Source organism: Micromonospora sp. ATLC20 (assembly GCF_057196585.1).
In genome coordinates, this window is the sequence record NZ_JBXUOV010000016.1 from 23,748 (window position 1) to 49,612 (window position 25,865).

21 protein-coding genes and 2 riboswitches are annotated in these 25,865 nt (G+C 74.4%); of the genes, 6 read left to right on the forward strand and 15 right to left on the reverse strand.

The genetic code is table 11. The features are described from left to right. Positions 1 to 30: 30 nt before the first annotated feature. From AC2CHG_RS06060 to AC2CHG_RS06095, 8 genes are all read right to left on the reverse strand, one after another. On the reverse strand, positions 31 to 1,131 hold the full coding sequence (locus AC2CHG_RS06060) for an acyl-CoA dehydrogenase family protein (RefSeq protein WP_484524329.1): 1,101 nt from the start codon (positions 1,129 to 1,131) through the stop codon (positions 31 to 33). Beyond that, positions 1,124 to 2,284, reverse strand: coding sequence for an acyl-CoA dehydrogenase family protein (locus AC2CHG_RS06065; RefSeq protein ID WP_281600862.1), 1,161 nt, complete (start codon positions 2,282 to 2,284; stop codon positions 1,124 to 1,126). The genes AC2CHG_RS06060 and AC2CHG_RS06065 overlap by 8 nt, the downstream gene beginning before the upstream one ends. Then, a complete protein-coding gene (locus AC2CHG_RS06070; protein WP_135239575.1) occupies positions 2,281 to 2,535 on the reverse strand; it encodes a phosphopantetheine-binding protein in 255 nt (84 codons plus the stop codon). Before AC2CHG_RS06070 ends, AC2CHG_RS06065 begins: the two co-directional genes overlap by 4 nt. Positions 2,536 to 2,540: 5 nt before the next feature. Further along, complete coding sequence (locus AC2CHG_RS06075) at positions 2,541 to 3,788, reverse strand: type III PLP-dependent enzyme domain-containing protein (protein WP_194799943.1); 1,248 nt, start codon at positions 3,786 to 3,788, stop codon at positions 2,541 to 2,543. Further along, entirely contained in the window at positions 3,781 to 5,280 is a 1,500-nt protein-coding gene (locus tag AC2CHG_RS06080) for a class I adenylate-forming enzyme family protein (protein WP_269696695.1), read from the reverse strand. Before AC2CHG_RS06080 ends, AC2CHG_RS06075 begins: the two co-directional genes overlap by 8 nt. Further along, positions 5,277 to 6,521: an acyl carrier protein gene (locus AC2CHG_RS06085; RefSeq protein ID WP_269696696.1), complete on the reverse strand. Its 1,245-nt coding sequence runs from the start codon at positions 6,519 to 6,521 to the stop codon at positions 5,277 to 5,279. Before AC2CHG_RS06085 ends, AC2CHG_RS06080 begins: the two co-directional genes overlap by 4 nt. Positions 6,522 to 6,595: 74 nt before the next feature. Then, on the reverse strand, positions 6,596 to 7,810 hold the full coding sequence (locus AC2CHG_RS06090) for an inositol-3-phosphate synthase (protein ID WP_484524330.1): 1,215 nt from the start codon (positions 7,808 to 7,810) through the stop codon (positions 6,596 to 6,598). A 39-nt stretch (positions 7,811 to 7,849) separates the two neighbouring features. After that, positions 7,850 to 9,124: a DegT/DnrJ/EryC1/StrS family aminotransferase gene (locus AC2CHG_RS06095; RefSeq protein WP_484524331.1), complete on the reverse strand. Its 1,275-nt coding sequence runs from the start codon at positions 9,122 to 9,124 to the stop codon at positions 7,850 to 7,852. A 105-nt stretch (positions 9,125 to 9,229) separates the two neighbouring features. Here AC2CHG_RS06095 and AC2CHG_RS06100 point away from each other — a divergent pair, with 105 nt between their 5' ends. Genes AC2CHG_RS06100 through AC2CHG_RS06110 form a run of 3 tightly spaced genes read left to right on the forward strand, consistent with a single transcriptional unit; the run spans position 9,230 to position 13,100 of the window. After that, entirely contained in the window at positions 9,230 to 10,372 is a 1,143-nt protein-coding gene (locus AC2CHG_RS06100; RefSeq protein WP_484524332.1) for a glycosyltransferase, read from the forward strand. A 14-nt stretch (positions 10,373 to 10,386) separates the two neighbouring features. Beyond that, the gene (locus AC2CHG_RS06105; RefSeq protein WP_262014263.1) at positions 10,387 to 11,826 is read left to right on the forward strand and encodes a condensation domain-containing protein; all 1,440 of its coding nucleotides are present in this window, start codon (positions 10,387 to 10,389) and stop codon (positions 11,824 to 11,826) included. Between the two features lie 38 nt (positions 11,827 to 11,864). Continuing rightward, entirely contained in the window at positions 11,865 to 13,100 is a 1,236-nt protein-coding gene (locus AC2CHG_RS06110) for an MFS transporter (RefSeq protein ID WP_484524333.1), read from the forward strand. Between the two features lie 21 nt (positions 13,101 to 13,121). Here the strand turns inward: AC2CHG_RS06110 and AC2CHG_RS06115 are convergent, their stop codons facing one another. Both AC2CHG_RS06115 and AC2CHG_RS06120 read right to left on the reverse strand, forming a co-directional pair. Beyond that, positions 13,122 to 14,150: a ribonucleotide-diphosphate reductase subunit beta gene (locus AC2CHG_RS06115; protein WP_262014265.1), complete on the reverse strand. Its 1,029-nt coding sequence runs from the start codon at positions 14,148 to 14,150 to the stop codon at positions 13,122 to 13,124. Then, the gene (locus AC2CHG_RS06120; RefSeq protein ID WP_410054932.1) at positions 14,141 to 16,537 is read right to left on the reverse strand and encodes a ribonucleoside-diphosphate reductase subunit alpha; all 2,397 of its coding nucleotides are present in this window, start codon (positions 16,535 to 16,537) and stop codon (positions 14,141 to 14,143) included. Before AC2CHG_RS06120 ends, AC2CHG_RS06115 begins: the two co-directional genes overlap by 10 nt. A 114-nt stretch (positions 16,538 to 16,651) precedes the next feature. Further along, positions 16,652 to 16,866: riboswitch (cobalamin riboswitch) on the reverse strand. A gap of 119 nt (positions 16,867 to 16,985) precedes the next feature. Between AC2CHG_RS06120 and AC2CHG_RS06125 the strand changes: the two genes are divergently transcribed. Beyond that, positions 16,986 to 17,801, forward strand: a complete 816-nt coding sequence (locus AC2CHG_RS06125) for a PrsW family glutamic-type intramembrane protease (RefSeq protein ID WP_484524334.1) — start codon at positions 16,986 to 16,988, stop codon at positions 17,799 to 17,801. A gap of 34 nt (positions 17,802 to 17,835) precedes the next feature. Here AC2CHG_RS06125 and AC2CHG_RS06130 read toward each other — a convergent pair whose 3' ends face one another. The 3 genes from AC2CHG_RS06130 to AC2CHG_RS06140 all read right to left on the reverse strand — a co-directional run bounded on the left by AC2CHG_RS06130 (position 17,836) and on the right by AC2CHG_RS06140 (position 20,006). After that, positions 17,836 to 18,459 carry a LysE family translocator gene (locus AC2CHG_RS06130; protein ID WP_355510641.1) on the reverse strand — a complete coding sequence of 208 codons (624 nt, stop codon included), beginning with the start codon at positions 18,457 to 18,459 and terminating at the stop codon, positions 17,836 to 17,838. A 3-nt stretch (positions 18,460 to 18,462) separates the two neighbouring features. Continuing rightward, positions 18,463 to 18,975 (reverse strand): acyl-CoA thioesterase, encoded by a 513-nt coding sequence (locus AC2CHG_RS06135; RefSeq protein ID WP_262014268.1) that lies wholly within the window; start codon positions 18,973 to 18,975, stop codon positions 18,463 to 18,465. A 131-nt stretch (positions 18,976 to 19,106) separates the two neighbouring features. Then, positions 19,107 to 19,311: riboswitch (cobalamin riboswitch) on the reverse strand. 110 nt (positions 19,312 to 19,421) lie between these two features. Beyond that, the gene (locus tag AC2CHG_RS06140; protein WP_484524335.1) at positions 19,422 to 20,006 is read right to left on the reverse strand and encodes a DM13 domain-containing protein; all 585 of its coding nucleotides are present in this window, start codon (positions 20,004 to 20,006) and stop codon (positions 19,422 to 19,424) included. A 101-nt stretch (positions 20,007 to 20,107) separates the two neighbouring features. On the opposite strand from AC2CHG_RS06140, the gene AC2CHG_RS06145 reads away from it, so the two are divergent. Together AC2CHG_RS06145 and AC2CHG_RS06150 are read left to right on the forward strand one after the other, a co-directional pair. Next, positions 20,108 to 20,806 carry a response regulator transcription factor gene (locus tag AC2CHG_RS06145; protein WP_315985940.1) on the forward strand — a complete coding sequence of 233 codons (699 nt, stop codon included), beginning with the start codon at positions 20,108 to 20,110 and terminating at the stop codon, positions 20,804 to 20,806. Positions 20,807 to 20,814: 8 nt separating this feature from the next. After that, positions 20,815 to 21,831: a sensor histidine kinase gene (locus tag AC2CHG_RS06150; protein WP_484524342.1), complete on the forward strand. Its 1,017-nt coding sequence runs from the start codon at positions 20,815 to 20,817 to the stop codon at positions 21,829 to 21,831. A gap of 58 nt (positions 21,832 to 21,889) precedes the next feature. Here the strand turns inward: AC2CHG_RS06150 and AC2CHG_RS06155 are convergent, their stop codons facing one another. After that, positions 21,890 to 23,527: an ABC-F family ATP-binding cassette domain-containing protein gene (locus AC2CHG_RS06155; RefSeq protein ID WP_484524336.1), complete on the reverse strand. Its 1,638-nt coding sequence runs from the start codon at positions 23,525 to 23,527 to the stop codon at positions 21,890 to 21,892. Positions 23,528 to 23,645: 118 nt separating this feature from the next. Beyond that, positions 23,646 to 25,796: a hypothetical protein gene (locus tag AC2CHG_RS06160; protein ID WP_484524337.1), complete on the reverse strand. Its 2,151-nt coding sequence runs from the start codon at positions 25,794 to 25,796 to the stop codon at positions 23,646 to 23,648. Positions 25,797 to 25,865: the final 69 nt, after the last annotated feature.

Genomic DNA, 25,865 nt, shown 5'->3' on the forward strand with positions numbered 1-25,865 from the left:
TTCCGGCGCCACCGGCGCGGGACGTCGTGCTCAGGTCACCGTGCCCACGAGTTCGTCGGCGTGGTCGGCGATGCCGGCGAGCATTGCGCCGGTGGCGCCACCGGCGATGCCGAACATGACCGCCTCGGTACGCAGCTGCGCCTCCCCGCCGTCGCGGAACGCGTCCGCGCCGCGCAGGCGCACCGCCTCGGCGGCGACCCGGTCCACGGTCTCGGCGGCGCTGACCTTGAGCAGCATCCCGGTGACCGCGGACGGGACGGCGGCCGGCGCGTCCAGCAGCGGCGCGCACAGCGCGTCGAGCTGGTGCATGGCGACCAGGCACCGGGCGTACCGCTCGCGGACCGCCGGGCGGTCCCACAGCGTGCCCGCCCCGGCCGGCCGCCGCCGCAGCCAGTCGTGCAGGCCGGTCAGCATCCGGTGGCACATCGCCCGGGCCCACAGCGCCCCGGCGACCCGTTCGACGCCGACCTGCCGGGCGAACCCGGCCAGCGCCCGGCCGGGGCGGCCCAGCACGGCGTCCGGGCCCAGCGCCACGCCGGCGAAGCGCAGGTGGCCCACGCCGGACCCGGCGAACGCCCGCCCGGCGGACTCGGCCGTCACGCCCGGCGCGGCGGCGGGCACCAGCACCCAGCAGAAGCTGGTGAAGTGCCGCGCCTCGCGGTGCCGGGCCAGCACCAGCGCCGCGTCGCAGCTCGTCGCGTTGGTGATCCAGTCCTTGCCGCCGTCCAGGACGGCGCCGTCGTCGCCGGGCTTCACCCGGGTCGTGGCGTCGAGCAGGTCCGAGCCCGACCCGGCGGCGTCGGTGACGGCGAGCGCCACCACCGTCTCGCCGCGCAGCATGCCGCGCCGCGCGGTCTCCGCCGGGCCGGTCGCGCCGGCCAGCAGCGGCAGTACGGTGGCGACCTGCACGCAGACCGACAGCGTCACGCCGAGCGGGCACCGGGCGTCCAGTTCGGTGAGCAGCGCCGACAGCCGCCGGGGGTCCGGCTGGACGCCGTCCGGGTAGAGCGCCTCGACGATCCCGGCGGCGCCCAGCGCGCGCCACACCGCGCCGGGGTCGGTGGGGTCCGCACCGGACAGGGCGGCCCGCACCGCGGCGGCGTCGTCCCCGGCCGGCGTCGGCTCAGGCAAGACGCACCCCCGGGTCGCGCAGCGACAACGCCCCGTTTGCCAGGCGCAGCCGGTCGTTGGCGTAGTTCAGCGAGGCCGAGCGCAGATCCCGGAAGGTGCGCTCCAGCGTCAGCGGCGAGTCGGTCAGGTAGCCGTGGCGCAGGCCGGTCAGCTCGACCAGCTCGTCGGCGGCGGCGAAGGACTCCTCCGCCGCCCGGATCTTCAGCGTGTTGAGCAGCAGTTGCACCGGCGCCGCCGACATGTCCGGCGCGTCGGTGACCACCGCGACGGTGTGCCGCAGCAGCGCGTGCGCCGCGTCCAGCCGGGTGCGGATGCCGGCCAGCCGCAGCAGCACCAGCTCGGAGGAGGGGGCGAACTGCCGCCGTCCCGCCTCGCTGCGGGCGTGCCGCAGCACCCGGGCGTACGCACCGGCCGCCGCCCCGATCCAGGCCGCCGACCAGCCGACGTGGGCCAGCGGCGCGAAGACCCGGGTGGCGATCTCCCGGAACCCGCCGTGCTCGCCGATGACCTGCCACTGCGGCACCGCGCCGCGCAGCCGCATCGGCACGCTGTGCGTGGCCCGCATGCCCAGCGGGCGCCACCCGCCGGTCACCTCGGTCTCCACCTGGTCCCGGTCGGCGTAGACCAGGTCCACCTGGGCGGCCGACCCGGCCCCCGGCGCGCGGGTGGTGATGAGGAAGGCGTCCGCGTAGGGGCCGCCGGTCACGATCGGTGCCTGCCTGTCGATCCGCAGCATCTCGCCGTCGTGCTCCAGCGCCGACTCGGCGGTCAGCAGGTGACCGCCCTTGCCGGCCTCGGTGGTGACCGAGCCGAGATACCGCTCGCCCCGGGCCACCGTCGGCAGCACCTCGGCGCGCAGCTTCTCGCCGCCGTACGCGGTGATCGCGGCGACCTGCTGGCAGTGCATGGCGAAGACCATCGCCACCGACATGTCCACCCGGCCCAGCGTCAGCGTGACGTCGACCAGGTCCGTCAGCGTGCCGCCGGCACCGCCCTCGGCGGCCGGGACCAGCAGCCCCAGCAGCCCCGTACGGCGCATGGCGGTCAGCGCCTCGGTCGGGAAGGCGGCGTCCTCGTCGGACTGGCGGGCGTGCTCCGCAGCGACCTCGGCGACGGTCTCGGCGGCCGGGGCGTACCCGGCGGTCGCGGTCATCGGGAACCACCGCCGACCGGGGCGCGCAGTTCCTCGACCACGCCCCACAGCCCGCCGGCCGTGGCGAAGGTCGAGTCGACCAGCTTGTCGTCGGGCACGGCGACTCCGAACGTGTCCTCGATGGCGAACAGCAGCTCGATCTCGCGCATGGAGTCCAGGCCGAGGTCGCGCAGGCGCGACTCCTCGGTGATCTCGTCCGCGCCGGCGAACTTGAGGAACGGGCGGAGCAACTCGGTGAATTCGGCGTTCATTGACGTCACCTTTCTTCTCGGGTTTCGGCAGTGGCGCCCGGCGCGTCGACCGGGTGCCGCGTCAGGGTCAGCCGGGACGTCTCGACGACGCGGTCGCCGTCGCAGACGACCTCGACCGGCGCCGGGTGGCCGAGGAAGGCCAGCAGGCTCGCCGAGAGCCCGTACGCCCCGACGTTCGGCACGGCCAGCACGTCGCCCGGCCGCACGTCGGGCAGGTTCGCGGCGCGGGCCCAGGTGTCCAGCGGCGTGCACAGCGGCCCGGCGACGATCGCGGCCTCCAGCGGCGCGCCGTCGCGGCCGTCGGCGGCGTGCAGGGCGGGTACGAGCGGCGGCAGCCGGCGCAGGCCGGACATCCCGCCGAGGTGGTTGATGCCGGACTCCAGCACCACCACCGGCGTACCCTGCGACCGCTTGACGTCCAGCACGCGCGTCAGCAGCGTGCCGGCGGTCGCGGTGAGGAACCGTCCGGACTCGAAGGCGACCGTCGGCGCCCCGTCGCGCCAGCCGGGGAAGAGCTCGTCCAGGGCCGCGGCGACCCGTTCGGCGAGGCCGGTCAGGTCCGCGTTGCGGCCGGGCCGGGCGAACGGCGCGCCGAAGCCGCCGCCGAGGTCGAGCAGGGTCAGGTCGATGCCGAGCAGGTCCCGCAGCCGCCGGGCGGTACGCGCCGCCGCGGTGAACTGGGCCACCAGCGCGTCCACCGAGTCGACGTTGCTGCCGGTGTAGAGGTGGAATCCGCGTACCGGGGCCGACGGGCGGGAGCGGAACCGTTGCGGCTCCTGTTCGATCCAGTCGGCGTCGGCGCCGAACTGGGACGCGACGCCGGTCATGGTGAGCCCCTGACCCGGGTTGGGCACCCGGTCGTTGACCCGCAGCAGGCACCGCACTTCGACGCCGTGCGCGGTGGCGATCCGGTCGGCCTGGTCCAGGCCCTCGGGCGAGTCGACGGAGAACCAGCGGACACCGGCGCGCACCGCCTCGGCCACCTCGGCGTCGCGCTTGCCGGGTCCGGTGTAGAGCATGCGCTCGCCCGGCACACCGGCCCGTAGCGCCGCGGCCAGCTCGCCCGGCGAGCAGATCTCCGCGTCGCAGCCGGCGGTGTGCAGCGCCGCGACCAGCGCCGGGTGCGGGTTGGCCTTGAGCGAGTAGAACAGCCGGCTGGGCGCGGGCAGCGCGGCGACCAGGGTGGCGTGGCTGGCGCGTACCCGGGCCAGGTCGTAGCGGTACGCCGGGGTGTCGAACGGCAGGTCAGCCATCGTGCTCACCCGCCAGCCGGGCCAGCGCCCGCCGGTCCACCTTGCCGTTGCCGGTCAGTGGCAGGTCGGGCAGCACGACGCAGCGCGCCGGCACCTTCATCTCCTCCAGCTGTTCCCGCAGCCGGCGCAGCACGTCGGCGGGGGTCAGCGCGGCCACCACGAACAGCGTCGCGCCGTCGCGGCCGTCGGCCGGCGGCAGCACCCCGGCCGCGTCCACGCCGTCGACCCGGTACGCGGCGGCCTCCACCTCGGTGGCGCTGACCCGGGTGCCCTTCTCCTTGTAGACGTCGTCGCGGCGGCCGGCGAAGTGGACGTACCCGTCGGCGTCCACGTGACCGTGGTCGCCGGTGTGCAACTGCGGGAACAGCCCGTGGGCGCGGCGGAAGCGTTGCGCTGTCAGTTCGGGTCGCCGCCAGTAGCCGGCCATCACGTGCGGGCCGCGTACCACAAGCTCGCCGCGGACGCCCGGTGGCTGACGCCGCCCCTCGGCGTCCACAGTGAAGATCTCGGTGCCGGGCAGCGCGCGCCCGCAGGCGCCGGGCCGGCGCAGGTCGGCGTCGGGCGGCATGATCGCCGCGCGTTTGCACTCGGTGAGGCCGAACATCAGCTGGACGGCCAGGCCGGGCAGCAGCCGGCGCAGGCCGGCCAGCACCTCCGGCGGCATGGCGGCGCCGGTGTTTGTGAGCAGGCGCAGCGGCGGGCGCGGCGCGCCGGCCCGGCCGAGCAGCCGCAGCAGGTTGATCGCGAGCGACGGTACGCAGGGCAGCACCGTGGCGCCGGACTCGACGAGGGTCGCCAGCAGGCGGCCTCCGGTGTCCCCGGGATCACCGAGGCGCAGCCGGGCGCCGGCCACGGTGCTCAGGAAGATCTGGTAGAGGCCGTAGTCGAACGACGGCGGCAGCAGGACGTGCACCACGTCGTCGGGCCGGTAGCGCAGCTCCGACTGGATCGCCCGGACCGCGAACGTGACCTGGGCGTGCGTGGACACCACGGCCTTCGGCATGCCGGTGCTGCCGGAGGTGTAGATCAGGCAGACCGGGTCGACCGCGAGCGGGGCCGGGCCGGTGGGCGCGTCGCCGATCGCCGCGGCGGACGCGGCGTGCCGCGCCTCGGCCGCCCTGTGGACCGGGACGCCGCGGGCGCGGGACAGGCCGGTCAGGACCGGGTCGTCGGTGAGGACCAGGCCCGGTTCGGCGTCGTCGAGCACGTGGGCGAGGGCGACTTCGGGGGCCGGCGTCCGGAGGACGACGAAGACCGCGCCGGCCCGGGCGACCGCGTACAGCAGCGCCGGCAGGGTCGCGTCGGCGGGCAGCGCCACCAGCACCCGGTCGCCGCGCCGGACGCCCTGCCCGCGCAGCCAGCCGGCCAGGCGCAGGCTGTCGGCCCGGACCTGACGGTACGTGAACTCGACGGTCCCGTCCCCGGCGGCGGGCGCGTCGGGTCGCGTCTCGGCGGTGCGGTCCAGCAGGTCGTGCAGCAGTTCGGTACTCATCGGGCACCTCCGGTGGCGGCGCCGAACATGGCGCACAGGGAGCCGACGTCGCGCAGGTCGGCCGCGGACAGCGCGGTGGCCGGCACCTCGACGCCGAGCCGGCGTTCGACCCGGTCGATGACGTCGACCAGCCGGAACGAGTCGAAGCCGGGCAGTTCCCGGAGCACGTCGGTGGTGCGCAGGGCCGAGCCGTCCAGGTCCAGGGTGTCGCCGAGCGCGCCGAGCACCGCCGCGCGTACGCCGTCGTCACCGGCCCTCTCCGGCGCGGGCCGCGCGGTGTCGTCGCCGGTCGCGCCGGCCGGTCCGGCGATCGACTCCAGCGCGGCCAGGTGGTCGGCGATCAGCCCGCCGAGCGTGTCCGCCAGGTCCGGCGCGGCCGGCCGGCCCGCCTGGGCCCGCCGCAGTGCCACGTAGCTGCGCGTGGCGAGTTGCTGCCAGCGCGCGGCCTGCCCGGCCAGCGCGGCGGCGGCCTCCGGCGCGACCGCGGCGAGCCAGTGTTCGTGCAGGTCGCGGGCGCGGGCCAGCAGCCAGACGTCGAGGACGAAGCGGTGCAGCCCGGCCACCGTGTCCAGGGCGGCGCCGGTACGGGCCAGGTAGCCGTCGATCTCCGGACGGGCCCGGCCGGCCCGGGCGGCGTTGCCGGCGAGCATGGCCGGTACGTCGATCTCCGGGGCCGGGTGCGCCGTCACCGCCAGGGTGTGCGCGCCGCCGGCCAGCGCCGTGTCGAACGCGGCGGCGGGCAGCCGCCACACGCCGGGACGCGCAGGACCCCAGGCGGTGTCGTTGTGATACGCGTCGACCACTGTGACCTCGTCCGGCGCGGCGGCCGTGACGAGGAAGCTGTGCCGCATGTGCTCGTGCTCGTGGTACGGGCACCAGGGCAGGTCGTACGCGTCAGCGGTCACGTAGAGCGGCTGGCCCGGGGCGGACAGCCGGCGCACCTGCGGGCCGTCGAGCTGCATCCACCGGCCCTCCACCCGCAGGCCCAGCAGGTCGACCGCCTCGGCGGCCCGGTCGTCCGAGGTCGCCTCGACGGTGACCAGGCCGTCCTTGTCCCGGGTGTGGAACCCGAACCGGGCGCCGAGGGCGAGGTGGCTGCCGGACCCGTTCGCGTGGTCGGCCAGCAGGGCGAAGCTCGTCTGGAGACAGTCCAGCGCGGTCGCGTGCAGACCGGTCAGGATCGGTGTCCACACCGGATCCGTGCTCGGCCGGTCCGGCGCGTTCGGGACGTGGTGGGACATGGGAACTCCTCGTTACGGATACGTGGGCGGGGCCGCCGGCGCGGTGGGTGCCGCGCCGGCGGCCGGTGCGAAGGTCAGCTGTCGGTGCGGCCGTCCAGCCCGTTGGCCCAGGTGGCGAGCGCCTGCGCCTGCTCGGCGAGCGCGTGCTCGTCGGTGCCGATCGGGTCCTTGAAGAAGAAACCCAGCTCCTCGATCGGGCCGACGTGCCCGGCCCGGTGCGCCGCGGCGGTCAGCCGGGCCAGGTCGAGCACCAGCGGGGCGGCCAGCGTGGAGTCCACTCCGCTCCAGGTCAGCTGCATGGACATCCGGACGCCGAGGAAGCCCTCGAACGAGACGTGGTCCCAGGCGGTCTTGTGGTCGCCCAGGTCCGGCACGTTGTCGATGTGCAGCGGGGCGGTGACGTCCTCACCGAGCAGCGCGGGCAGCACGCCCGACTTCGAGCTGAGCTTGCTGCGGGCGTTGCGCGGGTCCTCCAGCGTCGCGCCGTCACCGCCGCCGAGCAGGTTCACCCCGGCCCAGGAGAGCACGTGCAGGGCGCGGGAGGTGAACATCGGCGCCAGGGCGGTACGCAGCAGCGTCTCCCCGGTCTTGCCGTCGGAGCCGGCGAACGGCACGCGCTCCCGCTGTGCCATCATCTCCAGCGCGGGCAGCCGGGCCCCGGTGGACGGGGTGAAGTCGACGAAGCCGCAACCGGCCTGGAACGCCGCGTACGCGACCACCGAGCTGGCCGGCAGCGCCTTGTCGTCCGGGTCGGCCATGGCGCGGGTCAGCGCGTCCAGGTCGTCGTACTCGGGCCGGTGGTCGGCCGGCGGCTCGGTCGAGGAGACGTTGATGACGACGACCCGGGACAGCCCGTGGCGGCTGCGGAACTCCTCGATGTCGCCGGCCAGCCGATCGACCACCTCGGCCAGTGGCGCGGTCTCGGCACGCGCGTCGTACCCGGTGCGCAGGTTCTGCTCGACCTCGGGCAGGCTGCCGCGCACGGCGGCCAGCACCGGCGCCGGGATGACCCCGGAGTCGACGAGCGACTCGGCCTTCTTCTCCAGCGGCGTGTCGACGATGTCGTGCCCGCCGACCACCATGTCGTTCCAGCTCGCCAGCGGCGCGTCGCGCAGCATGCCGGTGTCGGTGACGCAGCCGGTCGAGTCGGCCATGCCGGCGCGCAGCGCCAGCAGACCGGTGATCGCGGTGGTGGCGACCGAACCGCGGGCGCCGTTGAGCCACACGCCGACGGGTGCGTCCGTGTCGGGGGACGAGGCGCGCGAGGTCTCGCGTTGGGTGACGGTCACGGGAAGACTCCTTCTCTGGGTGCGCCGGGACGGCGCGGTTCAGCGGGTGAGCACCTTGGTGACGGCGGCGGCGATGTCCTCCATGTCCTGTTCGGTGCCGAGGAAGGTGCTGTGGTGTGTCTGGACGGTGTGGGCGGCGAGCCACTCGGTGTTGGGGTACGTGCGCTCCCGGTGGATCGCCGCGAAGCGTTCGGCCAGCGGCGCGAGCAGCGGCTTCGTCCACGGCTGGAGCAGCCGGCTGCGGTGCAGCGGCTCGTCGGTGCAGTAGAACCGCCGGCCCAGTTCGGCGGTGAGCGCGGCGGCCACGGCGGCGTTGTCCATGCCGGCCGGCAGCTCGTCGAAGACGATCGTGCCCTCGTAGATCGAGATGCGCGTCTGGTCCGGCGCCGGTTGCAGCAGCCGTACCCCGTCGACGCCGGCCAGCAGCTCGCCGAGCAGCCGGTAGTGGTGGTTGCGCACGTCGTGCTGCTCGTCCAGGGTGGTCAGCTGGGCGCAGGCCACCGCGGCGGAGAACTCGTTCAGGCAGAAGTTGGCGCCCTGCACCCCGGCGCTCTCCTCCAGGTCCAGCTCGCCGGCCGGCGTCCGGTCGCCGCGGTAGCGGCGCGAGTCGGCCCGCAGCTCCTCGAGCACCGGCGCGAGCGTGTCGTCGTCGGTGACCACGGCCCCGCCCTCACCGCAGGTGAGCACCTTGCCGTGCTGGAAGCTGAAGCAGCCGAGCCGGCCGAGCGAGCCGGCCTGGCGGTCCTGCCAGGTGGCGCCGTGGGCCTGCGCGCAGTCCTCCACGACGGAGATGCCGCGCGGCCGGGTGACCGCGTCGAGCGCCGGCACGTCGGCCATGTTGGAGGCCCAGTGCACCGCGACCACGGCGCGCGGGTCCACCGACAGGTCGATGTGGTCCGGCCCGACGCAGCCGGTGTCGCGGTCGACGTCGACGAGCACCGGGACCAGGCCGGCGCGCAGCGCGGCGGTCGCGGAGGCGGTCCAGGTCAGCGCCGGTACGAGCACCGTCTCGCCGTAGCCGAGGCCGAGTGACTCCAGGGCCACGACGAGGGCGCTCGATCCGTGGTCGACCGGCACGCAGTGGCGGGTACCGACGTAGCGGGCGAAGTCGGCGGCGAAGCGCCGCTCGTACAGGCCGGTGCCGCCGACGGACGGGCTGCTGATCGCCCACCGGCCGCCGGTCAGCACCGCGGAGAGGTTGCCGGCGGCGTCCGGCGCGGGGATCGGCCAGCGTGGCCACGGACGGTCGGGCGGGCGGACCGGCCGGCCACCGTCCACGGCGAGCCGCCGGTCGAGAGGAATGGAGGTCGTCATGTCCTCGACCTTGATGCCCATCGATACATCAGCGGTACACACGCGGTAGCCGGCCCGGCCGGCGCCGTGTATCGGCGTTGTATCCGGGTGGTCGAACCTCGGGACATGAGCCGATCCGCATCGCACGTGAGCGAACCGACCGAACCCCGCGCCGTCACGCGCGGCGTCTCCGTCGTCATCCCGGTCAAGGACCGGGTGGCGGAGATGCGCCGTCAACTGCGCAGCCTGCGTGACGCCGCCCCGAACTGCCCGGAACCGGTGGAGGTGGTGGTCGTCGACGACTCGGCGCCCGGCGCGGCCGCCGCGCACCGCGCCGCCTGCGCCGAGTACGGCGCCCGCTACGTGCGCGGCCCCCGGCACGTCGGCGCCAAACGGAACCTGGGCGTCCGGCACGCCCGGTACGACCTGCTGCTGTTCACCGACTCCGACTGCCGGGTGCCGGCCGACCTGATCACCCGGTACGCGGCCCGGCTGCGCGCCTCCGGCGAGGAGGTCGCCGGCGTCACCGGCCCGGTGATCGTCGAGCCCGGCGACAGCGCGTTCTTCCGCGTGATGCGCCGCTCCTACCTGCTGCTCGGCGACCTGACCCGGCCGCTGCACTACGAGCGCGTGTCCTGGGGCGCCGGGGCGAACATGGCGGTGAAGCGCTCCGTCTTCGAGGCGGTCGGCGGATTCCCGGAGGACTCCCCGATGCCGCTGGGCGGCGAGGACCTGCACCTCGGGCTGCTGCTCACCGACGCCGGCTACGTGCTGCTCACCGACCCGGCCGGGGTGATCACCCACGACACCGGCGTCGCCGACACGTTCCGCGCTGTCGCCTACCGGTTCACCACGTACGGGCGCTCCGAGCAGTGGCTCTGCCTCGCCCACCCGCACCGGCGCCGGTTCGTGCTCAACACCGCCAGCACGCTCGCCGTGACCGCGCTGGCCGGGCTGCTGACCGCCCGGCGCAGCGGTGGGCGCAGCCTGCTCGCGGTGCCGGCCGTCGCGGCCGCGGTGATCGCCGCGAAGACACCCGGCCGGCTCGGCGGCGACCGGGGACCGCGCGCGGTGGCCGAGTCGATGGCCTGCGCGGCGATCGAGACGCTCTTCGACGGGGCCGCGTTCGTCACCTCACTCCGGCTCGGCCGCCCCGACCTGCTCTTCACCGGTTTCCGCGCGCCGGACGAGGCCGACTACCAGCCGGACGGGGCGGACCATCGGCCGGACGAGGCGGACCGCCGGCCGGTCGCGCCGGTGGCGGCCTGACGGAGGGAGTGGTGGTGCCGACGACGTACCCGCTGGCCCCCGGCCAGCAGATGATGTGGGAGTTCATGACCGCGCTCGACCCGGCCCGCCCCGGCGCCTCACGGCTCGTGGTGGTGGAGTTCCGCCGGCTGCGGGGCGCGCTGCGGGTCGACGTGCTGCGGCAGGCGATGCAGGACGTGGTGGACCGGCACGACGCGCTGCGGATGCGGTTCGACAGCATCGGCGTGGAGCCCGAGGTGCGGATCCTGCCGCACGTCGAGTCGCCGCTGGAGTACGTCGACCTGTCCGGCCTGCCGCCGGCCGAGCAGCAGGCCCGGGTCGAGCGGATCGCGTACGCGCACCGCAACGACGCGTTCGACCCCGGCCGGGCGCCGCTGTGGCGGGCCGCCCTGGTCCGGCTCTCCGAGACCGAGCACGTGCTCGCGCTCTGCTTCTTCCACATGGTCTCCGACGGCTGGTCGTGCCGCGTCGTGGTGGAGGACCTGTGCCACGCGTACTCGGCCCGGCTCGGCGCGGCCGATCCGCAGCCGCCGCTGGGCGTGGGCCCCACCGCGCTCGCCGCGCTCCAGGAGGCGGAGCAGGCCGGCAACGGCGTCGACGCCGCCGCCCGGGCCGCGTACTGGCGGGACCGGCTGCGGCCGGTGGAGCCGTACCAGCTCTTCCCGGCGTCGCCGCCGGCGCCGGACGTCGCGCTCAGCGCCGAGGTGGCCACCCGCTTCGCGTTCCCGCCGGAGGTCACCGCGCGGCTGCGTCCGGCCGCCCGGCGGGCCCGCACCAGCCCGTACGTGCTGCTGCTGGCCGCGTACCTGGTGCTGCTGTCGCGGCGGGCCGGCCGGTCCCGGGTGGTGCTGGGCACCACCACGCTGGGCCGGGAGAGCCCGTTGTCCCGGCAGCTCGTCGGTCAGTTCACGAACAACGTCTACCTGCCGGTCGACGTCGCGGCGGACGCGCCGATGAGCGCGGTGGTAGGCGCCGCGCACACCTCGCTGGCCGAGGCCGTCGCGCACGCCACCGCGTTCCACCGGCTGGCCCGGGCGGTCCGCCCCGACTTCGCGGCGATCCGCCCCTGGCCGGACAACCACCTGTTCGACGCCTGGTTCCAGTCCGCCGCGTCGGCGTCGCCGGTGCTGCACTGCCCGGGGCTGCGGGTGGAGCCGGTCGACATCACCGCCCGGCCCGCGCCCGGCACACCGCCGCCGGTGGTCGCCGCCGACGTGCCGCCCGAATGCCTGCCCGTCTGGGTCAAGCGGGGTTCGCCGATCGTCGTGGTGGACGACGACCGGGCCGGCGGCGTGGTGATCCGCAACCGGGGCGTGTTCGGCGACGACCTGGTACGCGGCCTGATCGACGACTACGTCGCGGTGGTCTCGGCGCTCGTCACCGACCCGGCCACCACCCCGGAGCGGGTACGCCTTCCTGACGGTGCGTGCTTCCTCGACCACGCGATCGGGTAGGAGTTCCGACGGACCGATCGGAGAGAGGTACGACGACCATGACGGACACCTCGACGAACCAGCACACGACGGAGCAGCCCGCGCCGCCGGTGCCACGCTCGGCCGTACGGGCCCGCTGGTCGGTGGCGCTGCTCTTCGTCATCATGGGCCTGGCCATCGGCGGGTGGTCGGCCCGCGTACCGGAGGTGCGGGACGCGGTAGGCGTCGGCAACACCGGCTGGGGCCTGGCGAACATCGCCACGAACGCCGGGGAGCTGGTCTCCCTGGTCGTGGTGGCGGTGCTGATCAGCCGGATCAACACCCGCCGGCTGGCGCTGGCCGGGGCCGCGCTGATCCTGCTCAACGCGCCGCTGCTGGCCGCGTCCACCACAGTGGTGGCGCTGGTCGGCGGCCTGGCGGTCTGGGGCTTCGCGGCGAACCTGCTGGCCACGCCGATGAACGCCCAGTCGGTAGAGGTGCAGAAGCGCTACGGGCGGCCGATCCTGTCCACGTTCCACGCCGGCTTCAGCATCGGCATGCTGGCCGGCGGCCTCTGCGGCACCGGCGCCGCGGCGATCGGGATGTCCCCGTCGGCGCAGATGGCGGTCACCAGCGTCCTGCTGGGCGCGCTGCTGGTCGGCACGCACCGCTGGCTGCCTGATACGCCCCGGCAGGAGACGAAGGACGGCGAGGCCCGGCGACGGCTGCGCGACCGGTTCACCCCGCAGCTGCTGCTGCTCGCGGTGATCGCCTTCCTCGCCTCGTTCATCGAGATGGCCGGCGCACAGTGGAGCGCGCTGTACGCGACCGAGGTGGCGGGCGCCGCCGCGGTGCTCGCCGCCGCCACGTACACCTGTCTGTCGCTCGCCGCCACCGTCGCCCGGCTGGTCGGAGACCGGCTGGCCGGCCGGTTCGGGCGGATCCGCTTCGTGCGGCTGTCCGCGCTCGTCGCCACAGCGGGTGTGGCGCTGCCGGTGGCGTACCCCCATCCGGCCGCGGTGATGGCCGGCTTCGGACTGCTCGGCTTCGGCCTGGCGTGCGTGACCCCGACGGTGCTCGGCTTCGCCGGCGAGCAGCCGCGCCTCACCTCCGGTGAGGGCGTCTCGGTGGTGGCGATGGGCCAGTGGCCGGGCGCGTTGCTCGCGGCGCCGGTGATCGGCCTGCTCGCCGGTGCCCTGAACCTGCGCAGCGCGTTCGTGGTGGTGGCCGTGATGGCGGTCGCCGTGGTGGCGTTGATCGGGCGGGTCCGGGCGACGGCGCTGCCCGGTGAGAGCCCGGTCCCGCCCCCGCCGTGACGGCCGGGGCGGGGGCGGCGGTCAGAAGTCGTCGTCGAAGGTGACCGACCCGGTCACCCCGACCTGGTACGCCGACACCCGGCGCTCGAAGAAGTTGGACAGCTCCTGCACGTCCTGCAACTCCATGAACGCGAACGGGTTGCCGCTGCCGTACATCGGGGCGATGCCGAGCACTGCGAGGCGCCGGTCGGCCACGTGCTGGAGGTACTCGCGCATGTCCGCGAGCGACATCCCGGGCACGCCCTGCCCGAGCAGGTCCGCGGCGAAGCCCACCTCGCACTCCACCGCCTCGGCCAGCATCTCCCTCACCTGCTTCTCCATCTCGTCGTCGAACAGGTCCGGCTCCTCGGCGCGTACGGTCTCCACCACGTCGAAGGCGAACGCCATGTGCATCGACTCGTCCCGGAACACCCAGTTGGTGCCGGAGGCCAGCCCGTTGAGCAGGCCCCGGGAGCGCAGGAAGTAGACGTAGGCGAACGCGCCGTAGAAGAACAGGCCCTCGATGCACGCGGCGAAGCAGATCAGGTTGAGCAGGAACGCCCGCCGGTCCGCGCGGGTCCGCAGCTCGCGCAGCTCGAAGATCGAGTCGATCCACCGGAAGCAGAACTCGGCCTTGCGGGCGATCGACGGGATGTTCTCCACCGCGGCGAACGCGGCGAACCGTTCCTTCTCGTCCGGCACGTACGTGTCCAGCAGGTTCAGGTAGAACTGGACGTGCACCGCCTCCTCGAACAGCTGCCGGGACAGGTAGAGCCGGCCCTCGGGCGAGTTGACGTGCTGGTAGAGGTTGAGCACCAGGTTGTTGGCGACGATGGTGTCGCCGGTCGCGAAGAACGCCACCAGCCGCGACACCAGGTGCCGTTCGGCGGGGGACAGCTTCGCCAGGTCGGCGAGGTCGGAGTGCAGGTCCACCTCCTCGACCGTCCAGGTGTTCTTGATCGCGTCCTTGAAGCGGTCGAAGAAGCGCGGGTAGCGCATCGGCCGCAGGGTCAGGTCCATGCCGGGGTCGAGCAGCATGTGCCGGGTCGGTGCGGTGGTGGTCACTGGCATGCCTCGCAGCTCTCGGGGTTCTCCAGGGAACAGGCCAGCGCCTCGTCGTCGCTCACGGCGGAGACCACGCCGGAGACCGGGGCGAGCACCGGCGCGACGGTGGCCTGCTGGATGCGGGTGGCGGGACGGGAACGCAGGTAGTAGGTGGTCTTCAGCCCGGCCTTCCAGGCGTACAGGTACATCGAGGACAACTTGCCGATGGTCGGCGCGCTCAGGAACAGGTTCAGCGACTGGGACTGGTCGACGAACGGCGCCCGCGCGGCGGCCAGGTCGATCAGCGCCCGCTGCGGCAGCTCCCAGGCGGTGCGGAACAGCTCCCGAACCGGCGCGGGCAGCTCGGCGATGTCCTGCACCGAGCCCTCGGCCCGCTTGATCCGGTCGCGGACCTGCGGCGTCCACAGCCCGCGCGCCTTCAGCTCCCGCACCAGGTACGTGTTGACCTGGAGGAACTCCCCGGACATGGTCTCGCGCTTGAACAGGTTGGACACCTGCGGCTCCACGCACTCGTAGCAGCCGGCGATGGAGGCGATGGTGGCGGTCGGCGCGATCGCCACCAGCAGCGAGTTGCGCAGCCCGTGTGCGGCGATCCGCTCGCGCAGCGCCGCCCACCGTCCGGCCTGCGCCGGCTCCGCGCCCCACAGGTCCGGGTGCAGGTCACCCTTCGCGGCCCGGGTCTGCGGGTACGCCGGATGCGGCCCGAACCGCTCGGCCAGCCCGGCGGACGTCTCCAGCGCGGTCAGCAGGATCTCCTCCTGGACGCGGGTGGACAGCTCCCTGGCCTGCGCCGAGTCGAACGGCAGGCGCAGCGTGAAGAACGCGTCCTGCAACCCCATCAGCCCGAGCCCGACCGGCCGCCAGCGCGGGTTCGACGCCGCCGCCTGCTCGGCCGGGTAGTAGTTGATGTCGATCACCCGGTCGAGGAAGACCACAGCGGTGCGGACCGTGGCGCGCAGCCGCTCCCAGTCCACGCCGTCGGCGGTGACGTGGGCGCCGAGGTTCACCGACCCGAGGTTGCACACCGCCGTCTCGGCGTCGTCGTTCACCTCCAGGATCTCGGTGCACAGGTTGGACAGGTGGATCACGTTGCCCGGCTCGCCGGTCTGGTTGGACAGCCGGTTCGCGGCGTCCTTGAACGTCATCCAGCCGTTGCCGGTCTGCGCGAGCGTGCGCATCATCCGCCCGTACAGGTCCCGGGCCTTCACCGTGCGCACCGCGTTCTTCTCGGCCGCCCGGTACGCGGCGTCGAACGCCTCGCCGTACAGGTCGGGCAGCTCCGGGGCGTCCGACGGGTCGACGAGCGACCACTCGCCGTCGGCCTCGACCCGGCGCATGAACTCGTCCGGGATCCAGTTGGCGAGGTTGAGGTTGTGCGTACGCCGCGACTCCTCGCCGGTGTTGTCCCGCAGCTCCAGGAACTCCTCCACGTCCGGGTGCCACGGCTCCAGGTAGACGCAGGCCGCGCCCTTGCGCCGGCCGCCCTGGTTGACCGCGGCCACCCCGGCGTCGAGCGTCTTGAGGAACGGCACGATGCCGTTGGACCGGCCGTTGGTGCCCCGGATCAGCGCGCCCCGGCCCCGCACCCGCGACCAGGAGATGCCGATGCCGCCGGAGAACTTCGACAGCTTCGCGACCTGGTGGTACCGCTCGTAGATCGAGTCCAGCTCGTCGCGCGGCGAGTCGACCAGGAAGCACGACGACATCTGGGTGTGCCGGGTGCCGGAGTTGAACAGCGTGGGGGAGCTGGGCAGGTACGCGAGGCTGGACATCAGGCGGTAGAAGCCGACCGCCTCGCCCGGGGTGCGGGACAGCCCGCAGGCCACCCGCAGCAGCCAGTACTGCGGTGTCTCCACCACCAGCCGCGACTGCGGGTGCCGAAGCAGGTAGCGGTCCGCGACCGTGCGCAGTCCGAAGTACTCGAACCGGAGGTCGCCGTCCGGGTCCACGGCGTCGTCGAGCTTGCGGGCGTGCCGGGCCACGAACGCGGCCGTCTCGTCGCCGATCAGCCCCAGCCCGTGCGCGTACGCGATCGACTGGCTGAAACTCGCCACGCCCTGACCGCGGACCTCCTTGTCCACGTACGCGGCGAGCAGCCGCGCCGCCAGCTTCGAGTACTGCGGCTCCTCGCCGATCAGCTCCGCCGCGGTCTGGATCGACAACCGGTCCAGCTCGGCGGTGGTCGCCCCGTCGTAGAGCCCGCTTATCGTCTTGGTGGCCACCCGCAGCGGGTCCACCTCGTCCAGGTCGGCGACCCAGCGCTCGACCGCCCGGACGATCTTGCCGACGTCCACCGGCTCGGTGTCGCCGTCCCGCTTGCGTACCCGCATCGCCGGCCGGCGGGCCTCGGACCCGCCGGTGGCGGACGGGGGACTCTCCTGCACGACAGTCATGACCTCTCCTCGCTGTCACCGTCTGGAGACGGCGGGAGACGCCAACGGGCACGGCGCGGCCGGCCCGGCTGCTGGCGTCGGTCGTCCCGCGCGACCTCCGGCCGCCGTACGCGGAGGCGTACGGCGCGCTGGCAGGTCTTCGGACTCGCGGGCCCGACCGGGGTCGCCGGTCGCCTACCGGCCGTCGCTTCCCAGGCCGATGGCCCAGTGCTGTTGACGGCTGTCGTTCCCACTCACCGCTGCGGGGCAGTCCCGGATTCCCACCGGGTTCCCTCTTGCCTCGGCCCCGCCCCGGAGGGCTCGGCCGAACCAGCTGCGGCACCACCATATATGGCGGTGAGGGCTTGTGTGCAACACCAGATGTCGTGTCGGCGTGTCGGAATGATCTCACTGTCCACAGTGCCTACCCCCGATTCCGGCTCGGGCCGGCGGGCGCGATACTCGGCGTATGGGGAATACCGGGCGCCGCTGGGCGTGGGTGGCGGTCCTGCTCGTCGGCGGCGGGCTTCACCTGCTGGTGCTGGAGACACTCGCCGGCACCGGGACCGTCACGTTCATCCCGGCGCTGATCGTGCTCGGCGCGTGCGTCGCGCCCGCCACGTTCCTGGCCTTCGCCCAGGGGCGGCCGGCCCGCCGTCCGGTCCCCGGCTCCGTCGTCGGCGTCGCCGCGCTCCTCGGCGGCGTGGTCGGCGTGGTCGCCGCCGGCTGGCTGGAGTACGGCACGCTGCACCGCCTCGGTGTCCTGCCGATGGCGCTCGTCGGCCTGGCCGAGGAGACCGCCAAGCTGATCGTGCCGGCCGGCATCCTGCTGCTGTGGCGGCGGCACCCGTCCCCGGCGCAGGGCCTGGTGATCGGCGTCGCCTCCGGCGCCGGGTTCGCCGCGCTGGAGACCATGGGCTACGCGTTCGCCGCGTTCGTCGGGTCGGAGGGCAACCTCGGCGCGGTCGAGCGGACGCTGCTGGTTCGCGGTCTCACCGCGCCCGCCGCGCACCTGGCCTGGACCGGGCTGACCGCCGCCGCGCTGTTCACGTTCGCCGCCGCGCCCGGCGGCCGGAAGCTGGCGGCGTTCCTGCTCACCTTCGCCGCCGCCGTCACGCTGCACACCTGCTGGGACACGTTCGGCACCCAGCCCGCGTACGTGTTCATCGGCGCCGTGTCGCTGGGCTGGGTGCTGCTCCGCCTGCACCTGGACCGCGAGCGGCCGGCCCCGTCCGGGACGCCGGTCGTGCCGGCATCCCGGGAGACGGCCGCGCATCCCGGCTGAGCCGGGCGGCCGGCCGTCCGGCTCAGCCCGGCCGTCAGCCGACGGCCAGCCGGACGCCGAGCGCGACGAAGGCGACAGCGCAGAGCCGGTCGACGCGCCGCGACCAGCGGCTGTCGCCCCACCGCCCGGCGAACCGTCCGGCGCCCACGCCGAGCGCCAGGTCCACGGCGAGCTGCACCGCGACGAACAGCGCCCCGAGCAGCACCAGCTGCGCCGCCACCGGGCCCGCCTCGGGCCGGACGAACTGCGGCAGGAACGCCACGCTGAACAGGATCATCTTCGGGTTGAGCAGGTTCGTCAGCAGTCCGCGCCGGAACGCCCGCCCGGCGCCGCCGTCCGGCCGGTCCGCACGCGCGCCGGGCCGGCCCGTGCCGCGCAACGCCCGCAGGCCCAGCACGATCAGGTACGCCGCACCGGCCCACCGGATCGCGGTGAACAGCACCGGGGACGCGGCGATGACGGTGGCGAGCCCGGCCACCACGGCGGCGACGTGCACCGCCTCCCCGGCGGCGACCCCGAGCGCGGCCACCGCGCCCGCCCGGGCGCCGTACCGGGTGGCGTTGGCGAGCACGAACATCATGTCCGGCCCCGGGGTGAGCATGAGCACCACGATCGCGGCCAGGTAACCGGCGAGCGTGGCGGCCGACAGTCCGAGCACCGCTCAGCCCTCCCCGGCGCCGTCGAGCAGCGCCCGGCGCAGCGCCAGCCGGTGCTCGCGCCGGATCTGCGCCTCCCGGTAGCGCCGCCGGTCGCCGTCGGTCTCGGTGTGCAGCGGCGGCACCGGCCGGGGCTGCCCGTCGTCGTCCACCGCCACCATCACCAGGTGCGCGGTCGCCACGTCCACCGGCGGCACCGCGCGGTCCCACCGGTCCGCGCTGACCTTCACCGCCACCTCCATCGAGCTGCGGCCGGCCCAGGTGATCCGGGCGTCCACGTGCACTACGTCCCCGACGCGTACCGCGCGCAGGAACGCGGTCTCGTCGATGGCGGCGGTGACGGCCGGTCCGTCGGAGTGGCGGGCGGCGACCACCCCGGCGACCGAGTCGATCAGGTTGAGGATGCGCCCGCCGTGGACCGTGCCCATCAGGTTGGTGTGGTGCTGGTCCATGATCTGCGACAGGGTCAGGTGCGAGGCCGACGGTGGTCGGCCGGTGAGCGTGATGGTGTCGGGCACTGTGCGGTTCCGTCCTCGCAGAAGCGGACCGCCGACCGGCCGGGGCGTGCACGTCGAGGACACGCCGACGGCCCTGCCTACGGCGTGTCACCCGCCCGACCCACCCGCGAGGTCGACGGCGGCGCGCACCGGTGGTACGCGCGACGCGGGCAGGTCTTCGGACTCGCGGGCGTGACACGAGGTCGCCTACTGGCCGTCGCTTCCCAGGCCGTGGCCCAGTGCTGTTGACGGCTGTCGTTCCCACTCACCGCTGCGGGGCAGTCCCGGACTCTCACCGGGTTCCCTCTTAGGGGCGTGTTTCACAAGAACTGGCCGGCCGCCGCCTGGACTCCGCCTCGGCTCGACCGCCCTTATGAAACACGCCCCGCGACACCCGGCCGTCGCCGACCGGGTGAACCAGCGCTTCCCGCAGCGTAGCCCAGCGTCCGAGGCCGACGGCACAGGTGTCAGGCCGGCGCCGATCCCGTCACAGCGGCAAGCGGCGCCGCGCCGAACGACACCGCGAACCGCTTGCACCAGATCGACACGCTGCGCAGACCGTCCAGGTCCACCGACGCCGGGATGTCGTACGCCTGGTCGCCGATGTTGCCCTTGAGCCGGCCCAGCTCGACCCAGCGGCCGTCGTCGAACACCTGCCAGCCGGCCCGGCCGGGCAGCACCTTCCGGTCGGTGAGCCACACCCGCAGGTCGGGCCCGTCCGAGGTGTCCAGTCCGCGCAGGAGCAGCTGACGACGGCCGTCGGCGAGGCGGACGAGCTGCGCCCGGCCGGCCGTGTCGTGCTCGTGGGTGACGAAGTCACCGGCGGCGAGCACCACGTCGGCGGGCGGCGCGCTGGTCGGCGACGGGCCGGTCGTGCCGGAAGCCGGTGAGCCGGTCGTGCCGGCCGGCTGCGGCTCCGCCACAGTGGGCAGCGTCTCGCGTACCTCGCGGTCGGTCACCAGCCGCCACGGCTGGAACAGGTACAGGCTCACCCCGAGGCCGGTGACGGCCACGACGGCGAGCACCGACAACACCACACGTCTTCTGCCCATGCCCCGACGGTAGGCGCGGACCCGGCGGAAAGATCTTTCCGTCCGCATACGGCCCGACCGCGGGCCGCCGCGCCGGGACGCCGATGGGTAGCGTCTGCCGCATGGGGCGCTACGTGCTCGTCGTCGACGACGACCGGACGGTGAGCGACGTCGTACGGCGCTATCTGGAGCAGGACGGTTGCCGGGTCCGGCTGTCCTTCGACGGGCCGGACGCGCTCGCTGCGGCCGAGGAGGAGCCGCCCGACCTGGTGGTCCTCGACCTGATGATGCCGGGCCTCGACGGCATCGAGGTGTGCCGGCGGCTGCGGCGCCGGCTGCCCGGCCTGCCGGTCGTCATGCTCACCGCGCTCGGGGACGAGGCCGACCGGGTCGCCGGGCTGGAGGTCGGCGCGGACGACTACGTGACCAAGCCGTTCTCGCCGCGCGAACTCGTGCTGCGCATCAGGTCGGTGCTCCGGCGCGCGGCCCCGCAGGATCGGGGACCGACAGGGCTGCTGCGCGACGGCGACCTCACCGCGGACACCGGCCGCCGCGTCGCCGAGCGCGGCGGGCAGCAGCTGTCGCTGACCGTACGGGAGTTCGACCTGCTCGCGTTCCTGCTGGCGCACCCCGGACGCGCCTGGTCACGGGCCGAGCTGCTGGACCGCGTGTGGGGCTGGCGGTTCGGCGACCAGTCCACAGTCACCGTCCACGTCCGGCGGCTGCGGGAGAAGATCGAGGACCACCCGGCGCAGCCGCGCCGCATCGTCACCGTGTGGGGCGTCGGTTACCGGTACGAGCCGTCGGAGGCGTCCCGGTGAACGAACTGATGGTCATCGGGCTCTACGCCCTGCTCGCCGGCGCTGCCGTCGGCGCGCTCGGCGTCGGCGCGCTGCGGCTGGTGCGCCACCGGTCGATCCTCGCGCACATCGCGGTGCTGCTCGCGGTCACCATCGCCTCGGTGACGGCGGGCGTCACCGCCGTCGCCCAGGCCATGTTCCTGTCCGCGCACGACCTCCAGGTCGTCCTCGTCACTGTCGCCGCGTCCGCGGCGCTCAGCCTGGCCGTCGGGGTGGCGTTCGCCCGCCGCCTCGCCCAGGCGGCGGTCTGGGCCGACCAGGCCCGGCAGCGGGAACGGCAGCTGGAGGCCGGCCGCCGCGAGCTGGTCGCGTGGGTCTCCCACGACCTGCGTACGCCGCTCGCAGGGCTGCGGGCGATGGCGGAGGCGCTGGAGGACCGGGTGGTCGACGAGCCGGCGGCGGTGGCCGAGTACCACCGCCGGATCAGGGTCGAGACGGACCGGATGACACGCCTTGTCGACGACCTGTTCGAGCTGTCCCGGATCACCGCCGGTGCGCTGCGGCCCGCCCTGTCCCCGGTGCCGCTCGGCGACGTGGTCTCCGACGCGATCGCCGCCACCGCGCCGCTGGCCGCCGACCGGCGGGTGCGGGTGCTCGCCCCGGAGACCGGCTGGCCGACCGTCCGGGCCGCCGAGGCCGAACTCGCCCGCGTCGTGACGAACCTGCTCGTCAACTCGGTGCGGTACACGCCACCGGACGGCACTGTGCGCATCGACGCCGGCCGGGACGATGACGACGCGTGGCTCGCCGTCTCCGACACCTGCGGCGGCATTCCCGAGGCGGACCTGCCCCGGGTGTTCGACGTGGCGTTCCGGGGCACCCGGGCCCGTACCCCCGCACCGGCCGGCGGCGCCGAGTCGCCGGCGGCCGGCGGCGGGCTGGGTCTGGCGATCGTGCGCGGACTGGTCGAGGCGCACGGCGGGCGGGTGCACGCGCACAACGTGACCGGCGGGTGCCGGTTCGTGGTCCGCCTGCCGGCGGTCTGACCACCCGCCCGGCTCGCCGGGCGACCCGGCCACCGCGCAGGCGGGTGAGGCGGCCCGGTCAGGCGGCGTCCGGGGGACCGGTCTCCACCAGGCGTCCGTCCGCCAGGCGCAGCCAGCGGCCCACGTCGATCGCGGCGAGGAACCGCTCGTCGTGGCTGACCACCAGCAACGCGCCCCGGTAGGCGTGCAGCGCGCTCTCCAACTGGCCGACGCTGACCAGGTCGAGGTTGTTCGTCGGCTCGTCGAGCAGCAGGAGATGCGGGGCCGGTTCGGCGCCCAGCACGCACGCGAGCGTGGCGCGCAGCCGCTCCCCGCCGGAGAGCACACCGACCGGAAGGTGCGCGCGCGGGCCGCGGAACAGGAAGCGGGCCAGCAGGTTCATCCGCTGCGCGTCCGGGGCCTGCGGCGCGAACGTGGCCAGGTTCTCCGCCACGGTACGGTCCAGATCCAGCAGGTCCAGCCGCTGCGACAGGTACGCGATCCGGCCGTCCGCGCGGGTGATCCGGCCGCTCTCGGGCTCCAGGTCGCCGTCGATCAGCCGCAGCAGCGTGGACTTGCCCGCGCCGTTGTCGCCGAGCAGGGCGATCCGTTCCGGACCGCGGATCGTCAGGTCGACCCCGTCGGCAGCGAACAGCGACCGCTCGCCGTGCCGGACCTGCACCCCTTCGGCGGTCAGCAGCGTACGTCCGGCCGGCACGGTGGTGGCGGGCAGCTCCACCGTGATCGTCTTCTCGTTGCGCAGCGCCCGCTCGGCCTCGTCCAGCCGTGCCCGGGCGTCGTCGACCCGCCCGGAGTGCATCTCGTTCGCCTTGCCCGCTGCCACCTGCGCGTCCCGCTTCAAGCCGCCGGCGACGATCCTCGCCAGACCCGCGCTCTTCAGGTTCCGGGAGGCGTTGCCGGCTCGCCGGGCCGCCCGTTCGCGGGCCTCCTGCAACTCCCGCTTCTCCCGCTTGAGGTCCTGTTCGGCGCTGCGGACGTTCTTCTCCGCCACCTCCTGCGCGGCCCGCACGGCCGCCTCGTACGAGGTGAAGTCGCCGCCGTGGAAGCGCATCTCACCGCGGTCTAGTTCGGCGATGCGGTCCATCCGGTCCAGCAGCGCCCGGTCGTGACTGACCAGCAGCAGGCAGCCGTGCCACTGTTCCAGCACGTCGTAGAGGCGGTGCCGGGCGCCCAGGTCGAGGTTGTTGGTCGGCTCGTCGAGCAGCAGCACCTCGGGCTGCTTGAGCAGTTGCGCCGCCAGACCGAGGGAGACCACCTGCCCGCCGCTGAGCGTGCCCAGGCGCCTGTCGAAGGCGAGGTCGCCGAGGCCGAGACGGTCGAGTTGCGCGCGCGTGCGTTCCTCGACGTCCCAGTCGGCGCCGATCGTGGTGAAGTGCTTCTCGTCGGCGTCGCCGGCCTCGATGGCGTGCAGCGCCGCGATCAGCGGGGCGATCTCCAGGACCTCGGCCACTGTGAGGTCGGCGGCCAGCGGCAGGCTCTGCGGGAGGTAGCCCAGCACGCCGTCGACGGTCACCGACCCGGCGGCCGGGCGGTACTCGCCGGCGATCAGCTTGAGCAGCGTGCTCTTGCCGGCGCCGTTCGGCGCGACCAGACCGGTCCGGCCACCGCCGAGGGTGAAGGAGAGGTTCTGGAAGACCGGGGTGTCGTCCGGCCAGGAGAAGGTCAGGTTCGAGCAGACGACGAAGGAATCGGACATCAGGAAGACGACCTCGAAGATGAGGGCGGGCGGACCTCAGCCGCCCGGCGGGGGACACGGTCTCGGGGTACGACGGAACGACCACGGCGCTCGCCTGCGGTCGGTCACATGTCCGGTCTCACCCGGAGATGTCGTCGTCACCCGCCATGTCTGGTCTCCCTGCCTGCCTGATCGCCACTGGATCACTTCGGTCCACCGTAGCACCGGCGGTGGTCGCCAGGCGGTCCTGGAGACGGGCGTGCCGGAACTGGTAGACCGGCCCCACCGTGCGCAGCACCGACCGGCGGTGCGCGTCGTCGAGGAATCGGAGCAGCCGCAGCGGCGCCACCCCGGTACGGCGCAGCTCGACGATGACGAGCAGGGCGCGCCAGGTCTGCGAGGACGTCACGCCGAGCAGGAAGCCGCCGACGATGCCACAGGCGATGCCACCTTCCGCCGACCCGGCGAGCCGCCCCACCAGGCCACCCAGGACGCCGAGCACGGACCCGAGCCAGAGGCCGCCGCCCACCGCGGACCACAGGTCCCGCCGCCAGGACAGCCGCGACGACACCGGGTCGTCCTCGCCCGCCGAGCCGGCCATCGCCAGGTACAGGCCCAGGGAGAGGCAACCGAGAAAACCGGTCGCGGTGAAGGCGAGGAAGACCGGGAAGGCCCGGCCGGACCCGATGCCTGTGACGTCGGCGCACGCGGCGACGAGGAGCCCGAAGAAGCCCAGGAACAACGCACCGGTGAGCCCGGCGCCGAGCACGTTCTCCATCCGCTGACGGCTGATCACCCGGCTCCACCTGATCCGGCGGAGCCGCAGCGGACGCCGGCCGATCAGCACGTCCCGGGAGAGCTTGGCGGTGAACGTGAGCACCAGCCCGAACGCCAGCCCGGCCAGGACGCCGAACGCCGGGCCCGCGAGCAACCCCGCGCTCAGTCCGGCGCCGAGGCCGGTGACGAGCACCGTCGAGACCGCGTACAGGTCCCAGGAGGTGAACGACGCCAGGTGCCACCACACCAGATCGCGGCTGCCCGCCCGGTTCATCAGGTGGGCGAGGTGACCGAGCCAGCGCGCCGCCTGCGCAGCCGTGTAGCGCGGCTCCGGTACGCCGGGCTGGACGGCGTACGCCGCGGGGAGCACCCGGTCGAGCAGGGCGTCCTCCACCGCCTCCCGGCTGTGGTAGCGGTCGAGCAGCTCCGCGGCATCGTCGTCGGTGGTCACCGTGTCCCGGAACAGGCTCAGCATCAGCGGGCTGCGCAGCGCCTGCGCGACGGGACTGTCCGGCCGGTCGCGCACCTCGTCCACCAGCCGTTGCCACCCCGGCGGCAACGGCTGGGTCCGGCTCCGGGTGACGTACGCGGCGATGTCCGCGCCGGTCAGCGGCTCCAGCTCCAGGGCGGCGGCGCCGGAGAGGTGCCGGGCGGCGGCCACCGCCTCCACCAGCTCGCGGCTGCGGGTCGTCACCACCAGCCGGAACGTGGTCTGGACGTCGAGCGCGCGCAGGGCGACCGGTCGCAGGTCCGGCGGCAGTTCGTCCAGCCCGTCCAGGAAGAGGGCGACGTGCCCGCCCGTGACGAGCCGGCGGGCCGGTTCGAGCCCGCCGAGGACATCGTGATCGGCGGCCAGCCGGGCGGCCAGCCAGTCGGCGACCGGTTGCCGGCGTGGATCCCAGCCGGACACGGTCAGCAGCACCGGCACGGGTACCCGTGCGCGTTCCTGCTCCGGCAGGCGCTGCCGGTGCTCCAGCGCGTCGATCAGCAGCAGGACGACCGCTGCCGACTTGCCCGCCCCGGGCCCGCCGAGCAGCAGGAGGCGGCCGGAGCCCAGGCCCGCGTACACCCGGAAGAGGTCGTGCAGGTCGCCGTGGGCGAGGTCGGCCGCCCGCACCGGCGGGACGGCCGGCAGGGGCGGGAACCGGACCAGGTCGCCCTCGGTCGCGGCGGCGTCCACCGGCCCGGTGACCGGCCGGTCCGACCACCGCCAGTGGACCCGGATCGGAACCGGCGCCCACAGCCCGCGCTCGGTCGCCGCGCGGCTCCACTGCGCGAGGACGGCGGCGGCCAGCTCGTCGGCCGCCCGCTGCGCCTCGGGGCCGGGGCGGCGTGTGCCCCGGTGGTTGCGCCGCCACAGCCAGCCCAGGATCGGCCCGCCGGCCGCCAGGACGGCGAGGACCGACTGCAGCAGGGTGAGCTGCCGGTCGGTGGCGTTCGGCAGCCAGGCGACCGACGCGCCGAGCCCGGCCGCGACGAGCATCGCCAGCACCGACCAGACCCCCCGCCGCATCCCGGTAGTGTGCCAGCCGACCGGCTGTCCACACAGGCCCGTCCGCCGAGCCGGGAGTGGTGCGGCCCT

What these genes read in the sequence shown, in the direction of transcription:
- AC2CHG_RS06065 (WP_281600862.1), bottom strand. Translation starts at nt 2,284, where the DNA reads ATGACCGCGACCGCCGGGTACGCCCCGGCCGCCGAGACCGTCGCCGAG.
- AC2CHG_RS06070 (WP_135239575.1), bottom strand. Translation starts at nt 2,535, where the DNA reads ATGAACGCCGAATTCACCGAGTTGCTCCGCCCGTTCCTCAAGTTCGCC.
- AC2CHG_RS06075 (WP_194799943.1), bottom strand. Translation starts at nt 3,788, where the DNA reads ATGGCTGACCTGCCGTTCGACACCCCGGCGTACCGCTACGACCTGGCC.
- AC2CHG_RS06080 (WP_269696695.1), bottom strand. Translation starts at nt 5,280, where the DNA reads ATGAGTACCGAACTGCTGCACGACCTGCTGGACCGCACCGCCGAGACG.
- AC2CHG_RS06085 (WP_269696696.1), bottom strand. Translation starts at nt 6,521, where the DNA reads ATGTCCCACCACGTCCCGAACGCGCCGGACCGGCCGAGCACGGATCCG.
- AC2CHG_RS06095 (WP_484524331.1), bottom strand. Translation starts at nt 9,124, where the DNA reads ATGACGACCTCCATTCCTCTCGACCGGCGGCTCGCCGTGGACGGTGGC.
- AC2CHG_RS06100 (WP_484524332.1), top strand. Translation starts at nt 9,230, where the DNA reads ATGAGCCGATCCGCATCGCACGTGAGCGAACCGACCGAACCCCGCGCC.
- AC2CHG_RS06110 (WP_484524333.1), top strand. Translation starts at nt 11,865, where the DNA reads ATGACGGACACCTCGACGAACCAGCACACGACGGAGCAGCCCGCGCCG.
- AC2CHG_RS06115 (WP_262014265.1), bottom strand. Translation starts at nt 14,150, where the DNA reads ATGCCAGTGACCACCACCGCACCGACCCGGCACATGCTGCTCGACCCC.
- AC2CHG_RS06120 (WP_410054932.1), bottom strand. Translation starts at nt 16,537, where the DNA reads ATGACTGTCGTGCAGGAGAGTCCCCCGTCCGCCACCGGCGGGTCCGAG.
- AC2CHG_RS06125 (WP_484524334.1), top strand. Translation starts at nt 16,986, where the DNA reads ATGGGGAATACCGGGCGCCGCTGGGCGTGGGTGGCGGTCCTGCTCGTC.
- AC2CHG_RS06140 (WP_484524335.1), bottom strand. Translation starts at nt 20,006, where the DNA reads ATGGGCAGAAGACGTGTGGTGTTGTCGGTGCTCGCCGTCGTGGCCGTC.
- AC2CHG_RS06145 (WP_315985940.1), top strand. Translation starts at nt 20,108, where the DNA reads ATGGGGCGCTACGTGCTCGTCGTCGACGACGACCGGACGGTGAGCGAC.
- AC2CHG_RS06150 (WP_484524342.1), top strand. Translation starts at nt 20,815, where the DNA reads ATGGTCATCGGGCTCTACGCCCTGCTCGCCGGCGCTGCCGTCGGCGCG.
- AC2CHG_RS06155 (WP_484524336.1), bottom strand. Translation starts at nt 23,527, where the DNA reads ATGTCCGATTCCTTCGTCGTCTGCTCGAACCTGACCTTCTCCTGGCCG.
- AC2CHG_RS06160 (WP_484524337.1), bottom strand. Translation starts at nt 25,796, where the DNA reads ATGCGGCGGGGGGTCTGGTCGGTGCTGGCGATGCTCGTCGCGGCCGGG.